The organism is Amycolatopsis sp. FU40 (genome assembly GCF_021903635.1).
Lineage (GTDB): Bacteria > Actinomycetota > Actinomycetes > Mycobacteriales > Pseudonocardiaceae > Amycolatopsis > Amycolatopsis dendrobii.
This window is the reverse complement of record NZ_CP091381.1, coordinates 329,176-342,148: the sequence shown is the minus strand read 5'-3', so window position 1 is coordinate 342,148 and position 12,973 is coordinate 329,176. Positions and strand designations below refer to the sequence as shown.

The window sequence follows — 12,973 nt, the reverse complement described above, 5'->3', positions numbered from 1 at the left end:
AGCTGGGTCGGGCCGGTGCCGAGCTGGGTCGGGCCGGTGCCGGGCTGAGTCGGGCCGGATTTCTTGCCGGGCTGGCACCGGTTCCGCTGTGGCAAGGGAACTCTCGCGGGCCGACGGGTTCGAGGCCGCGGCTGGTGCGAGCCCAGCCTTTCCGCCTTCGCACGGATCGCGGTGTCGCGATGTCGGCTAAGGCCGGTCGTCCGTCCAGAAGCAGAACGGATGCCCAGCCGGATCCAGCAACACGCGCACCAGCTGTTGCGGCTGAAACTCCGCGACCCGAGCCCCTCCCTCGACCGCCTTCGCGACCGCAGCTTCCAATGCCGCGCGCCCGTCGACCTCGAAGTCGAGGTGCAGCTGCATCTGCTGCTCCCCCGGCCCGGCAGGCCACGCCGGCGGGACGTACTGCGTCTCCAGTTGGAACGACAGCCCCGCCCCGCCCTCGGACGGCCGCAAGGTGACCCACTCCGGCTCGTCAGCGCCGATCGGCCACCCGAGCAACTCCCGGTAGAACTCGGCCAGCGCCCGGGGATCCGGTGCGTCGAGCACGGTGGAGGTGAGTTTCATCGGGCCAGGTTAGGGCTCGGCGCGCTGTTCGCTCCACGCTTCACCGCCTCGCCACACTTCACCGCCTCGCCACACTTCACCGCCTCGCCACACTTCACCGCCTCGCCACACTTATCGCTCGCTGCCGCTGCCCACGCTGCCGCCGTCCCGGCGCTCCCTCCAGTTTCCGGCGCTCCCCCCTGTTTCCGGCGCGCACTCTGTCCCGGCGCGCACAGTTGACGGCCCGCTCGATCAGGACCGTCCAGGTGCTTCACCCCAGCCAAAGCCCGTTTGCTGGCCGCCTGACTCTCCTATCGGCTGCCACTCCCCTCACCAGACCCGCCGCGCGGATCGCCCGCTGGTCGGCCCGTCACCCCAGTTGCAGCTCCGTCCGCACCGCGGGACCGTTGTCCGGCCTCGCGAACCGCACCCAGCTGCCCGGGTGCCACGATTCGATCCACAGCGTGTTGTCCTCCACCCACGTCACCACGGCCTCCCGCAGATCCAGCCGGAACAGATGGCTTTCCTGTCCCTCCTGGATGCGCGCGACCTCCGCCGGATCGGTGATCTCCACCGCGTGCCCGGCGATTTTCGCGTCGCCGCCTTCCTCGATGCCGGGGTAGGCGTGCAGGGCGAAGCGGTCGTCACGCTGAAGATCGCGGGCCTTCACGGCGTCGAGCATCGACCCGATGTACGCCTCGCCGTCGCGGAAGTCGATCTCCGAACCGCTCACGCGTGGCGAACCGTCGCTGCGCAGGGTGGCCAAGACGTGCGAATCCGCAGCGGCGAAGCGGGCCCGTACGCGCGAGGCCAGTGTCGGGGCGGCGGCACTGAACTCATCCCAACTCGTCATTTCCGGAGTCTCCCACCCGCCACCGACAAAAACCGGCGTCCCGGAAGCCATCGGGTGACCCGGGTTGTGCTTGACTCTCGGCATGATCGCGGAAGACGCCGAGACTGCCGAGCATCGCTGTCCGGTCGAGGGCGGCGAGCTGGCCGTCCGCACGACCGGCGAGGGACCGCGGCTGCTGCTGGTCCCCGGCGGGACCGGTGCGGCGGACTCGTTCCGGGCGCTGGTCAAGCTTTTGCGCACGGACTACACCGTGATCACCTACGACCGCCGCGGCCATTTCTCCAGCACGGACACCACGACCGGGCCCGTTCCGGTGGCACTGCAGGCGGACGACGCGCTCGCGGTTCTCGACCACGTCGGCGGGAGCGGGCCGGTTTCGATGTTCGGCACCAGTGCCGGCGCGTTGATCGGGCTGGATCTCGTCGCGCGGTATCCGGATCGGGTCGCCGCGTTCGTCGCGCACGAACCGCCCGCGATCCAGTTGATGCCGGACGCCGAGGGGATTCTCGAGGCCGCCGCGGCGCAGGTCCGGTTGGCCCGTTCGGGTGATCTGATGGGCGCGGTCACGCGGTTCGCGGACGGGATCGCCGGTGCCGCGCTGCCCGACCTGCCGCGTCTGCGGCTGCCGAACGAGGGCGACTGGCTCCGGTTGTTCGACCGCGAGCTGACCGAGTTCTTCGACTACCTGCCGGATTTGCGCGCGCTGCGCCGGACGAACACCGAGATCGTGCCGGTCGCCGGGGAAGCCAGCCGCGGCTGGTACCACTACCAGCCCGCCAAGATTCTCGCGCTCGAACTGGGCCTGCCGTTCACCGAGACGCCGGGTGCGCACCTGGCGCCGCAACGGAATCCGGCCAAGTTCGCGGCCGCGTTGAAGGATCTCCTCGCCAACGTCTGAAAGCCGTGCGGGGAACTCTGAAGGAATCAGAGTCCTTGAGGGTTCCCCCTTACCGGCCGTCCGCGCCCGAAGCGGCAACCGGGCGACGTCGGGGGAACTCCCGCACCAACCCCGGCAGGATCGCCAGCAGCAGCACCCACAAGAACCGCGCCGGAGGCAGTCCCCCGCCGGCGAAGCCCAGTGCGGCCGGAATCCCCACTCCGGCGAGCACGGCGACGAAATCCCACGGTTTCCACTTCCCGGAAGCCACCCGCGCCACCACGCCCACCACCGTGAACGCCGCGACACAACCGCACAGCAGCCATCGCGTCCCCGCGGCGACGTGTCCGTGCGCGACCGACTCCACGGCATCCCCGAATCCGGCCGCCAGCGCTGCCAGCAAACCGGCCACCAGGCAGTGCACCGGCAGCAGCACCCGCGGGCCCCAAGCGGCGTGGGACAGGTAGGGAATCCCGCCGAACCCCTGGAACAACGCCGCTCCCCACAAAGCCGCGAGCAGCGCCAGAACCCCGAGCACGGTCGTGATCAGCGGCCACTCCCAGTCCGGGATCTCCGTCATCGCGTCGGTGACCGTCAGGACGCCCTCGCCCAGCACGATGATCGTGAAAAGCCCCAGCCGCTCGCCGAAGTGCGCGACGTCCAAGTGCGCGAAAGCCAGCCCTGGCATCGGCCGCTTGGACTGGGTGGCCCGTTCCGCGACCTTGGCCGCGACCTGCTCTCCCGACATGGTCAGCCCGGCGATCAGGTCGATCCCCAGCCCGAGTGCCCACAGCGCGTACTTCCACGGCGCGTCGACCCAGAACGAAACGAACCACGGCACCACGCCCATCCCGGCGTGCACCACCGGCCATTCGACGATGATCCGCGTGTTTTCCCGGCCTTCCCAGACCCGGCTGGCGAGCGCGCGCACCGCCACGTAAGAGATGGCGAAACCCTGTGCGTGCTCGCCGATGTCGTGCACCGAACCGGCCATGAAAACCAGTCCGGCCATCGCGAGCAGCACGGGCATCGTGCGGGCCGCTTCGCCGGTGACGTTGCCGTACACGGTGAAGCACATCCACGCGGTCCAGAACGCGAGGAAGCACACGACGTAGAGGCCGGCGTCGCTCCAGGAAGTCGTTCCGCGCACGAGGTGCGAAAGCTGGGCGACGCCGGCGACCGCGACCAGGTCGAAGAAAAGCTCGAGCCAGGAAGCGTGGCGTTCCTCGGTTTTCATGATCACGGCGGCCAGTATGCCGTGCCCGGGAAAGCCCCGCCCTAAACCGCGCGCGCCCCGTCCTGCCACACTTCCCGAACATTCCCCGCCAGCGCCGGGAAATCGTAAATATCGCCCGAAACGACCACGAGGTCCGCGCGATACCCCGGTGCCAGGCGACCGAGTTCGGCGTCCTTGCCCAGCAGTTGAGCGGCCGACGACGTGGCGGCGACCAGCACGTCCGCAGGGCTCATCCCGGCCGAGCGCATCAGTTCCAGCTCTTCGAGGTTCGTCCCGTGCGGGCCGACGCCGCTGTCGGTGCCCATCGCGATCCGGACTCCGGCGTCGACGGCCCGGCGCACCGACTCGAGATGCACTTCCGCGACCTCTTTCGCCTTCTGCACCACCGCATCCGGCAGCGCGGCGCCCGCGGCCGCCGCGCGGATGACGTTCACCGGAGCCACCAGTGTCGGGACGAGCCAGGCGCCGCGCGCGAGCATCAGCTCGATCGCCTCGTCGTCGAGGTAGATGCCGTGTTCGATCGACCGGATCCCGGCGCGGACGGCGTTCTTGACCCCTTCCGCGCCCTGTGCGTGGGCCATCACCGCTCGCCCCTGCATGGTCGCTTCGGCGACCAGGACGTCCAGTTCCTCCGGCGTGAACTGCGAATGCCGCGGATCGTCCCGAGGAGACAGCACGCCGCCGGTGGTACAGACCTTCAGCACGTCGGCCCCGGCGCGCAGCAGCGTCCGGGCGACTCGGCGCATCTCGTCGGGGCCGTCGGCCAGCGCGCTCGGGCGGCCGGGGTGCGGGAGCGACAGCGGGACGCAATGCCCGGACGGCATCCACCCGTCGCCGTGCCCGCCCGTCGGGCTGATCAGGCCGATCGCGATTTCCAGACGGGGACCGGGAATCAGGCCGTCCGCGACCGCCTGCTTGATGCCGAGATCGGCCCCGGCGGCGTCGCGCACCGTGGTGATGCCGAGCTTCAGCGTCGTCCACAGGTTCCGGGCCGCCTCGTAGAACTGGTACGAGAACGGCTTCTGGACCCGCTGCAGCAACCCCAGGTCGGACACCGTGACGTGCACGTGGCAGTCGAACATCCCGGGCAGCAGCATCGCCCCGGCGCAGTCCACCGCGCGGTCGCCGTCGAGGCCCGTGCCGACATCGACGATCCGGCCGTCCTCGACCGCGACGTCCGCGGGCGCGGGCGCGCTGCCCGTCCCGTCGAACACCGTGCCGCCGGCGAAAAGGGTCCGTGTCATACCGGTTCTCCTGTCTGCACAACGTCTCCGGACCGGGTCACGGCCCGTTCGACAGCTGCCGCGATCGCGAGCACGACCACGTTGACCGCGAGCCCGACCAGCCCGACGTTCACGGTGCCGACGAGCTTGGTGTCCACGAAGGTCAGCCAGATCACCACGACCTCGCCCGCCAGCAGCCCGGCGAACACCGGGGCCTTGCCGACCGGGACCTTCTTCAGGAAGCCCAGCAGGTTCGCCGGGGCCAGCTGCACCGACCCGGAGTAGGTGAGCAGCAGCAGGTTCGCCAGCAGGTCCGGCCGGAAGATGCCGAGCACGAGGGCGAGCGCGCTGGCCAGCACGACCGTCCCGTGGTTGATCCAGAACTGCTTGCGCTCGCTGCGCACCCGGGTGATGTTCCTTGCCACCAACGAGGAAATGCCGATCAGGATGCCCGCCGCGGGCACCATCGCGGTGGCTGTCGCGGCGACGACCACGAGCCCGGTGACCCAGCCCGGCAGCGCCTCCTTGCTCAACGACAGCAGCACGCCGTTCGGGTCGCTTCCCTTGGGCACCACCAGGATCGCCGCGAATCCGATGATCATCGGCAGCAGCAGGCACAGCTCGTAGACCGGCATCCAGGTGTAGTTGCGGCGCAGCACCTTCGGGTCGCGCGCGGACATCAGCGCGGGCCACGTGTGCGGCAGCGTCATCAGCCCGACGCCGATCGCGCTGACCAGCATGCTCGTGATGAACCACGTGTGGTCGTTGGCCCCGGCGTGCACGAACAGCTTCTCCGGATGCAGCTGGTCGATCTTGTGGAACACCCCGGACACGCCGCCCGCGAAGTGCGCGGGCACCGCGATGATCAGCACCACCAGGACGACGAGCATGATCGCGTCCTTGAAGTACGACGTCGCCGCGACGCCGCGCAGCCCGGCCCACAGCACGAACGCGACCACCAGCACGCTGCCCGCGATCATGCTGAGCGTGCCGGACGCGTGGTCGCCGGTCACGAGCCGGACGATCAGCCCGAGCCCGGTGATCTGCAGTTGCAGGTACGGCAGCACGAACACGACGCCGAGGATCGCCGACACCGTGCCCAGCGCGCGGCTCGAGTACCGATCCTCGAGGAAGTCGCCCTGGGTCAGATAGCCGCGTTCCTTGCCCATCCGCCAGATCCGCTTGGCGAGGAAGAACAGGACCACGTAGGCGATCGGCACGTACGGCAGCGCGTACATCGCGGCCACGCCGCCGGAGAACGCCAGCCCGGCCATGCCGAGGAAGGTGAAGGTCGTGAAGACCTCGCCCGCCTGCAGAAACCACATGGTCAGCGCGCCGAACTTGCGGCCGCCGACGGTCCATTCCGCGAGGTCCGCGGCGGGACGGCGGCGGCCCACGAAGCCGAGCACGCCGATGAGCACGATGCCGGCGAGGGTGAAGGCGAGGATCATCGTCAATCCTCCTCGCCGCTGCGGGACAGGAGCCGTTCCGACAGCAGCAGCGCCGGAGTGAACATGAGACACCAGAAAGCGCCCCACACCATCATCTTCGGCAAGCCCAGCCACAGGCCCGACGAGTTGACGAAGGGGAGGAACGGCATGAGGACGAGAGCGACTACGGGGACGATCGGGGGGAGGTAGTAGCTGCGCATGGGCACACGCTGCCAGAAGGGGCGGCTCTCGGCAGGTTGGTTTCATACCGGTTTCGCAGCCCTCGCCGCGGTCAGGTTTACAGCGGGATGGCGTGTTCGGTCGCGTAGTGGTGGATCAGCGATTCGACGGTGCGGCGGAAGGTGTCCTGGCGGCTTTCGCTCAGGGTCGCCGCCAGTTGGCCCAGTTCGGTGTCGATCGCGTCGCGCACCTGGTGCACCACAGCTCGCCCCGCCGAGGTGACCGTGACGTGGACGGCGCGGCGGTTGCCGGGGACTGCGATGCGCTGGACCAAGCCTCGGCGTTCGGCCCGGTCCACCAGCCCGGTGACGCTGGACTTCTCCAGTTCGAGGATTCCGGCCAGTTGCCGCATGCCGATCTCGCGGTCGTCCAGTACGGCGAGCATGCGCAGCTGGGTGACCGACAGTCCTTGTTCCCCGGCCAGCCGGCCCAGTACGGCTTGCACGATGAACGACAGCTGGACGAGGGCGTCGGTGAGGTTCAGCTCCGGCGGCGGGGCGTCTGCGGGCGGGGAAACGGTCACGGGGACCAGGTTAGCTTGACTTAGTTCGTGACACCAACTATTTTAGTTCGTGTCACCAACAGTCCGCTAGACGAACCAAACGGGAGAAACGCGCCCATGGCAGACAGGAAACGCATCGCCGTCGTCGTGGGAAGCACCCGCCCTTCCCGGATTTGCGGGGATGTCGCGGCCTGGACGCGGGCCCGGCTGCAGGAGGGCAGCGGACTCGGCTACGGACTGGTCGACCTCGCGGAGATCGCGTTGCCGTTCCTCGACGAGCCCGTCAAGGCCGCGGCGCAGCAGTACGCGCACGAGCACACCCGGGCCTGGAGCGAGCTGGTGCAGAGCTATCACGGGTTCTTTTTCGTTTTCCCGCAATACAATTGGGGCTATCCGGGGGTGCTCAAGAACGCGCTGGACTATCTCTGCCGGGAGTGGCGCGACCGGCCCGCCAGCCTGCTCTCCTACGGCACCCGCGGCGGAGGGAAGGCCGCCGAGCAGTTCGTCACCGTCCTGCACGGGCTGCACATGCGAGTGCTCGGCACGCACGTCGAAGCCGTCATCACCGACGCGGACGTGGACGACAACGGGCAGTTGCGCGACATCGAAGGCACGCTGCGTCCGAACCGCACGCTGCTGCGCAAGATCGACGAAGAGATGACCGAGGCCGTGAGCCGTCAATGACTGGAGGAATGATCATGACCGAACCATCTCGCCGGGTAGGTTTCATCGGACTCGGGAGGATGGGCGCCGCTATCGCCGGTCGCCTGCTTGACGCGGGATACGACGTCACCGTGTGGAGCCGCAGCGCGGGCAAAGCGGACGATCTGGCCGCGCGAGGCGCGAACGTGGGCGAAACTCCCGAGGACGCGATCGCCGCCGGGACCGTCTTTTCCATGCTGAGCGACGAGAACGCGGTGCGGCAGGTGTTCACCGCCGAGCGGCTCCGCTCCGCTCCGGAGGGCTTCGTCCACGTCAACCACGCGACCATCAGCCCGGAAGCGGCCCGCGAGTTCGCTGCGCAGGGCGGACGGTATCTGAGCGCACCCGTGGTCGGCCGTCCGGAAGCCGTGGTGGCGGGGAAGCTGACCGTGCTGGTGTCCGGCGACGCGGAGGCCCGTGCCGAAGCCTCGCCGATGCTCGCCGCGATCGGACGGCAGGTCTGGGAGTTCGGCGACGCCGTGGACGCCGCGCCGACGGCGAAGATTTCGGTGAACTATCTGATCATTCACGCGTTGCAGGCGCTGTCCGAGTCGATCACCGTGCTGGAGCACGCCGGACTGGACACCGGGCGGTTCGTCGACATGATCAACGATTCCGTCTTCCCCGGCACCGTTTACCGCGGCTACGGGGACGCTATCGCTAACAGCGCCTACGCGCCGCCGGGGTTCACCGCCGCGCTGGGGCTGAAGGACCTGAAGCTCGCGCTGGACACCGCCGGCGAACTGGGCGTCGACCTGCCCGCCGGGCCGGTTCTGCAGGACGTGTTCGCCACCGCGGTCGAGCAGGTCGGCGCGGACCTCGACTGGGCGAGCATCGCGGAGGTGACCCGGCGGCGGTCCGGCGGCGAACCGCGCTGAGGAACGGCGCTTCGCGCAGCGGCGGCGGAAGGGGCGGCGGACCGCCGAACGATGGAAATTTCCTTGGCACCCGGAGTAACCCTGCCGCCCCTGGAGGCCGTGCCGGAGCGCTCGCCCGGCGACTCGTCACGCGCTTGAGCAGCACCGCTTCCGGAATGCACACGAGCGGGGTGGGGACAACCCCAGCACGAGCCGTCGGGTCTGCTGGTTTCCCGCCGGGGCGCCGCGCCGCAATACTCGCCCGGGTGACCACCGAAAAGCTCGTCCTCCCCTCGCCCCCACGGCCGGGAAGCGACTTCGCCCGGCTTTGCCGCCGGATCGCCGACGCCGGTCTGCTCGACCGCCGCCCCGGCTACTACACCGCTCGAATCGCGCTCGTGACCGTGCTGTTCGCGGGAGGCTGGGTCGCGTTCGCGCTGCTCGGCGACTCGTGGTGGCAGCTGGCCGTGGCCGCGTTCCAGGCGTTCATGTTCGGGCAGATCGCCCTGCTTTCGCACGATCTGGCGCACCGGCAGGTGTTCCGGACGCGCCGTCCCGCGGAGATCGCCGGGCGTCTCGCCGGGAACCTCGGCATCGGGATGAGCTACGGGTGGTGGATGGACAAGCACACCCGGCACCACGCGAATCCGAACCACGAGGAACTGGACCCGGACGTCGACCCGGACGTGCTCGTCTGGTCTCAGCGGCAGGCTCGCGAGGCGCGCGGCGTGCCCCGGTTCATCGGCCGGCACCAGGCGTTCTTGTTCTTCCCGCTGCTCACCCTCGAAGGCCTCAACCTGCACTGGTCCGGCATCCGCGCCGTCACGCGCCCCGGCCTGCGCCGTCGCGGGCTCGAAGCGGGGCTGCTGTTCACCCACCTCGCGGTCTACCTCGCCGCGCTGTTCATCGTCCTCCCGCCGGGGCTCGCGCTGCTGTTCTTCGCGGTCCACCAGGGGCTGTGGGGCGTCTACATGGGTTCGATCTTCGCGCCGAACCACAAGGGCATGCCGACGCTGACCGGCAAAACGGACCTGGACTTCCTGCGCAAGCAGGTGCTCACCTCCCGGAACGTCGCGGGCGGACCGGTGATCGACGTCCTGCTCGGCGGCCTCAACCACCAGATCGAGCACCATTTGTTCCCGAGCATGCCGTCGGTGCACCTGCGCCGCGCCCAGCCGGTGGTGGAGGCGTACTGCGCCGAGATCGGCATCCCGTACCTGCGCACCGGGCTGGTGTCCTCGTACCGGCAGACGCTGCGGCACCTGCACGAAGCTGGGGCTCCTCTCAGGAACGCTTCGTAGACTCGGTGGCATGAGCTTCCAAGCATTGACTCCGGCGGCGTTCGGCGCGAAGGCCGCCGGAGCTCGTGCTGAGCGGATGCGCCGGTCTCCGCAGTACGACGGCGGCGTCTTCCACAACGCCGCCGCCACTCGTGCGACGCCCTCCTCCCCCGGCGGGCTCGTGCGCGAGTTCCTGTTCGGCGAGGACCACGCCCTCCGCCGACCGGGCGGCGCGATCCCGCTGATCTCCTCGCCCGCCGCCTCCTCCGCCGACGGTCTTTTCCTTACCTGGTACGGACATGCGTCGACGCTGGTGGAGATCGACGGCGCCCGCGTGCTGTGCGATCCGGTATGGGGCGACCGGGTTTCGCCCGCCGCGTTCGCCGGGCCGCGGCGGTTGCACGCTCCCCCGGTTTCGCTGCGGGAGCTGGGCGAACTGGACGCGATCGTGATCTCCCACGACCACTACGACCACCTGGACCTGCCCACCGTCCAGGCATTGATCTCGCTGACCGACGCGCCGTTTCTCGTCCCGCTCGGCGTCGGCGCGCACCTCGAACGGTGGCACGTCCCGGCCGCGCGGATCATCGAACTCGACTGGCACGAGGACGCCCTCGTGGCCGGGATCCGGTTCGTCGCCACGCCGGCGCAGCATTTTTCCGGCCGCGGCCTCGCGAACGACAGCACGCTGTGGGCGTCGTGGGTGATCGCCGGTCCGGCGCATCGCGTCTACTACAGCGGCGACACCGGATATTTCGCCGGTTTCGCCGAGATCGGCGCGAAGTACGGCCCGTTCGACGCGACGCTGATCCAGGTCGGCGCGTACGCCCCGCACTGGCCGGACATCCACATGACACCGGAGGAAGGCGTCGCCGCCCATCTGGACGTGCGCGGCGGGCTGCTAATCCCGGTGCACTGGGCGACGTTCACGCTGGCCATGCACACCTGGTCGGATCCAGCGGACCGGGTGTGGCGGGAGGCGAAGGCCAGCGACCTCCCGCTCGCGATCCCGAAGCCGGGGCAGCGCGTCGACGCGTCCGCCCCGCCGCCGGTGGACGGATGGTGGCAGACCCTCGGCTGACCCGCTAAGCCGGGACGGACGAAGCCGCGAACTCGACCCGGTGCCGGTGCACGTCGCCGAACATCTTCTCCGGGCTCATCGCCGTCTTCATCATCACGGGCATCAGCAAGTCGCGCATGATCCGCGCGACCGGCCCCGCCGCCTTGTCGTTGTTGATCTTCGCCGCTCGCGCGATGATCCGTTCGACCCGTTCCCGCCGGGCCGCCTCGTACTGGGCGAAAGCCGTTGCCACGTCAGGAGCGTCCCGCAGCGCGCGGGCCAGTTCGAGCGAACTCTCGACCGCCTGCGACGCTCCCTGCCCGGAACTCGGCGACGTCGGATGCGCGGCGTCTCCGACCAGGACGATCCGGCCGCGATGCCACGTCCGCACCGTCGGGATGTCCTCCAGGATTCCTGGCCGGCCAACGTCTTCCGGCTTCAGCAAGGCGATGATGTCCCGCGCCGGGACGTCGTCCGCGTGCCGTTCGCGCAGCACCGAGAGCCAGTGTTGCGGCGGCGCGGTTTTCGCCTCGGCCGGGTCGGCGGCGGGGACGTTGCTGAACCAGAGAATCTCGTCCGCGTCGATGAAGTAGCCGAAGAACGCCCGCTTGCCGAAGGCGAAGTGCTGGTAGTTCCCGGTGACCGGCAGGCCGGGGTTGTGGATCCAGCCGCCGAGGCCGAGCAGTCCGGTGTAGCGCGGAGCGGCAGCCGCTGGGTCCAAAGCGGACCGGACTGCCGACCGGATGCCGTCCGCTCCGATCAGCACGTCGCCTGCCGCGGAAGAACCGTCCGCGAAGTGCGCGATCGCCTGGTCCGCTTTGTTCTCGACGGACTTCAGCCGTTTGCCGAATTCGACGGTGATCCCCCGGCTCAATGCTTCGTCCATCAGCGCGCGGTACAGCCGGTCCCGGCGCAGCAGCAGGCTCGGCGGCAGGTCCGGCAGTCCGTCGAATCTGCCGACCACGCGGCCTTTGTGGTTCTGCATCACCATCCCGGGCACTTCGATGCCGACCGCGGCCACCGCGTCGTCGGCGCCGATCTGCCGCAAAGCGTTGCGGCCGTTGGGAGACAGCGTCAGCGCGCTGCCGACTCCGTCCGCCGCCTTCGGATAAGCCTCGTAGACAGTGGCTTCGATTCCCGCGCGCTGCAACGCCATCGCGGTGGCCGCACCGGCGATGCCGCCGCCGATCACTGATACGTTCATGTTCTCCCCTTGAAATAGGTTTCCCACGCCTGCCGGTAGTCCTCCCCGGCGACCGACTCGGCGAGCCGTTCGACGAAGCCGCGCTCCGCCTCGACCTTCGTCAGCCGGTAGTCCTCCTCGACCAGGAACCACCAGGCGAGCCCCTGCTCCCGCCCCGCGTCGATCGTCGCGCGGATGTCGTCCGCGATCGCGGCGAGCGCGACGAGCCGCTGCTGGAGCAGCTTGAGCAGTTCGTCCACGGGCAGCACGACGAACAGCGACAACGCCGCCCCGAACAGCGGATACTCGGTGGCCGGCTCGGCGACGAGCTCGCGCATCCAGTCGAGCAGCTCGAGCCGCCCGGTAGGCGTGATGGCGTAGACCGTCCGCTCCGGACGCGCCGAATCGCGCAGCGTCTCCTGCGCCGCGATGAACCCGGCCTTCTCCAGCTGCCCGACCACCATGTACAGCGAGCTGCGGGTGTACTTGAAATCCCGCTCCTTGCCGTACTCCACGAGCCGCCGCGCCATCTCGTACGGATGCATCGGCTCCTCGAGCAAGCCCGCCAGCACGGCCAGCCCGAGCGGATTCCCCACCACGCGTCGCTTCACCACAGCTCCTTAGTCAGGATCGACTATACGCAGAAGAGTAGTCGATGTCGACTATGAATGCGTGGGGTAGGAAGGACCTATGAAGCTCAAGCTCGATCTTCACGACATCTACAACCGCGGCGGGGAGATCGACCGGGCACTGCGCGCGGTCATCGACGAGGCGGTCGCGAAGAAGGCGCCGCTCGTGGAGATCATCCCGGGCAAGGGGTCAGGGCAGCTGAAGAAGCACGTGCTGCGGTTCCTGGAGCGCAAGGACGTGAAGGCGCTCTACCACCGCGTCGAGAAGGACAAAGACAACTTCGGGCGGGTGTTCGTGCACTTCCGCTGGAAATAAACCTCGTGAGCGGCGAGCACGGTTCTAACCGTGATCGCCGC

The 12,973-nt window shown here is 69.1% G+C and carries 15 protein-coding genes; 6 read left to right on the top strand and 9 right to left on the bottom strand.

Translation table 11 applies throughout. The annotated features are described in order from the left end of the window. Window positions 1-186 precede the first annotated feature (186 nt). Window positions 187-564 (bottom strand): VOC family protein, encoded by a 378-nt coding sequence (locus L3Q65_RS02830; RefSeq protein WP_237598721.1) that lies wholly within the window; start codon window positions 562-564, stop codon window positions 187-189. 349 nt (window positions 565-913) lie between these two features. Continuing rightward, window positions 914-1,396 carry a pyridoxamine 5'-phosphate oxidase family protein gene (locus L3Q65_RS02825; RefSeq protein WP_237598720.1) on the bottom strand — a complete coding sequence of 161 codons (483 nt, stop codon included), beginning with the start codon at window positions 1,394-1,396 and terminating at the stop codon, window positions 914-916. Window positions 1,397-1,478: 82 nt separating this feature from the next. Between L3Q65_RS02825 and L3Q65_RS02820 the strand changes: the two genes are divergently transcribed. After that, complete coding sequence (locus L3Q65_RS02820; protein ID WP_182890695.1) at window positions 1,479-2,294, top strand: alpha/beta fold hydrolase; 816 nt, start codon at window positions 1,479-1,481, stop codon at window positions 2,292-2,294. A 49-nt stretch (window positions 2,295-2,343) separates the two neighbouring features. On the opposite strand, the gene L3Q65_RS02815 is transcribed toward L3Q65_RS02820, so the two are convergent. The 5 genes from L3Q65_RS02815 to L3Q65_RS02795 form a co-directional block, all read right to left on the bottom strand. After that, window positions 2,344-3,510, bottom strand: a complete 1,167-nt coding sequence (locus L3Q65_RS02815; RefSeq protein WP_237601033.1) for a low temperature requirement protein A — start codon at window positions 3,508-3,510, stop codon at window positions 2,344-2,346. A gap of 41 nt (window positions 3,511-3,551) precedes the next feature. Next, window positions 3,552-4,754, bottom strand: a complete 1,203-nt coding sequence (locus tag L3Q65_RS02810; RefSeq protein ID WP_182890697.1) for an amidohydrolase family protein — start codon at window positions 4,752-4,754, stop codon at window positions 3,552-3,554. Next, window positions 4,751-6,184, bottom strand: a complete 1,434-nt coding sequence (locus L3Q65_RS02805) for a sodium:solute symporter (RefSeq protein ID WP_182890698.1) — start codon at window positions 6,182-6,184, stop codon at window positions 4,751-4,753. The genes L3Q65_RS02810 and L3Q65_RS02805 overlap by 4 nt, the downstream gene beginning before the upstream one ends. Before the next feature lie 2 nt (window positions 6,185-6,186). Further along, a complete protein-coding gene (locus L3Q65_RS02800) occupies window positions 6,187-6,384 on the bottom strand; it encodes a hypothetical protein (protein WP_037713222.1) in 198 nt (65 codons plus the stop codon). Window positions 6,385-6,461: 77 nt separating this feature from the next. Further along, on the bottom strand, window positions 6,462-6,926 hold the full coding sequence (locus L3Q65_RS02795; protein WP_182890699.1) for a MarR family winged helix-turn-helix transcriptional regulator: 465 nt from the start codon (window positions 6,924-6,926) through the stop codon (window positions 6,462-6,464). A gap of 96 nt (window positions 6,927-7,022) precedes the next feature. Here L3Q65_RS02795 and L3Q65_RS02790 point away from each other — a divergent pair, with 96 nt between their 5' ends. The 4 genes from L3Q65_RS02790 (at window position 7,023) to L3Q65_RS02775 (ending at window position 10,825) form a co-directional block, all read left to right on the top strand. After that, a complete protein-coding gene (locus L3Q65_RS02790; RefSeq protein WP_182890700.1) occupies window positions 7,023-7,589 on the top strand; it encodes an NADPH-dependent FMN reductase in 567 nt (188 codons plus the stop codon). 14 nt (window positions 7,590-7,603) lie between these two features. Then, window positions 7,604-8,485, top strand: coding sequence for an NAD(P)-dependent oxidoreductase (locus L3Q65_RS02785; protein ID WP_237598719.1), 882 nt, complete (start codon window positions 7,604-7,606; stop codon window positions 8,483-8,485). A gap of 245 nt (window positions 8,486-8,730) precedes the next feature. Next, complete coding sequence (locus L3Q65_RS02780) at window positions 8,731-9,765, top strand: acyl-CoA desaturase (protein WP_182890702.1); 1,035 nt, start codon at window positions 8,731-8,733, stop codon at window positions 9,763-9,765. Between the two features lie 10 nt (window positions 9,766-9,775). Further along, window positions 9,776-10,825, top strand: a complete 1,050-nt coding sequence (locus L3Q65_RS02775) for an MBL fold metallo-hydrolase (RefSeq protein ID WP_237598718.1) — start codon at window positions 9,776-9,778, stop codon at window positions 10,823-10,825. Window positions 10,826-10,829: 4 nt separating this feature from the next. Here the strand turns inward: L3Q65_RS02775 and L3Q65_RS02770 are convergent, their stop codons facing one another. Together L3Q65_RS02770 and L3Q65_RS02765 are read right to left on the bottom strand one after the other, a co-directional pair. Beyond that, a complete protein-coding gene (locus L3Q65_RS02770; protein ID WP_237598717.1) occupies window positions 10,830-12,008 on the bottom strand; it encodes an NAD(P)/FAD-dependent oxidoreductase in 1,179 nt (392 codons plus the stop codon). After that, entirely contained in the window at window positions 12,005-12,598 is a 594-nt protein-coding gene (locus tag L3Q65_RS02765; protein WP_237598716.1) for a PadR family transcriptional regulator, read from the bottom strand. Before L3Q65_RS02765 ends, L3Q65_RS02770 begins: the two co-directional genes overlap by 4 nt. 79 nt (window positions 12,599-12,677) lie before the next feature. Between L3Q65_RS02765 and L3Q65_RS02760 the strand changes: the two genes are divergently transcribed. Then, a complete protein-coding gene (locus tag L3Q65_RS02760) occupies window positions 12,678-12,932 on the top strand; it encodes a Smr/MutS family protein (RefSeq protein WP_009075408.1) in 255 nt (84 codons plus the stop codon). Window positions 12,933-12,973: the final 41 nt, after the last annotated feature.